Below are 389 nucleotides of genomic sequence, written 5' to 3'. Positions count from 1 at the left end.
GATTTTTTGCATTTAGGGATAGGGTTTTAGAGCAACTAAACCGAGTGAATAATCTGCCTAAGGACGCTAAAGTGGAAATAGGGAGCGATTCCACTTCTATTGGCTGGGCGTATCAATACGCCCTATCTAGCGATAGCATTTAAGCGATTTGAAAGTCTTGCAAGATTTTTATTACCGCTACGCGCTAAAAGGGGGCTTCCATGGCATTGGATTTCGCACACGTCTTCACCGGTGAAACTATAGGGGGCTTTGAAATAAATGACTAACGCTTTGTCCAATAAAACGCCATTAGAAAAAAGGACGCAAACCTAAGCGTATCTGGGGGTGAGGTCTTGTTTTTGGGTGGGATGTTTGTGGAGGTTTAGGGCGTCATGGCCGCGGTTTTTATT

At 44.2% G+C, this 389-nt stretch carries 2 pseudogenes; one reads left to right on the top strand and one right to left on the bottom strand.

The annotated features are described in order from the left end of the window. Positions 1–193, top strand: a pseudogene (locus BZK24_RS08770) (hypothetical protein); the annotation flags it as partial. On the opposite strand, the pseudogene BZK24_RS09280 reads toward BZK24_RS08770, so the two are convergent. Then, a pseudogene (locus BZK24_RS09280) lies at positions 141–389 on the bottom strand (tRNA uridine-5-carboxymethylaminomethyl(34) synthesis GTPase MnmE); the annotation flags it as partial. The pseudogenes BZK24_RS08770 and BZK24_RS09280 sit on opposite strands and share 53 nt — an antisense overlap.

The organism is Helicobacter pylori, from assembly GCF_001998165.1.
GTDB classification, from domain to species: domain Bacteria; phylum Campylobacterota; class Campylobacteria; order Campylobacterales; family Helicobacteraceae; genus Helicobacter; species Helicobacter pylori_DL.
Note: the sequence above shows the minus strand (reverse complement) of the source record. Positions and strands in the feature narration are given on the sequence as shown.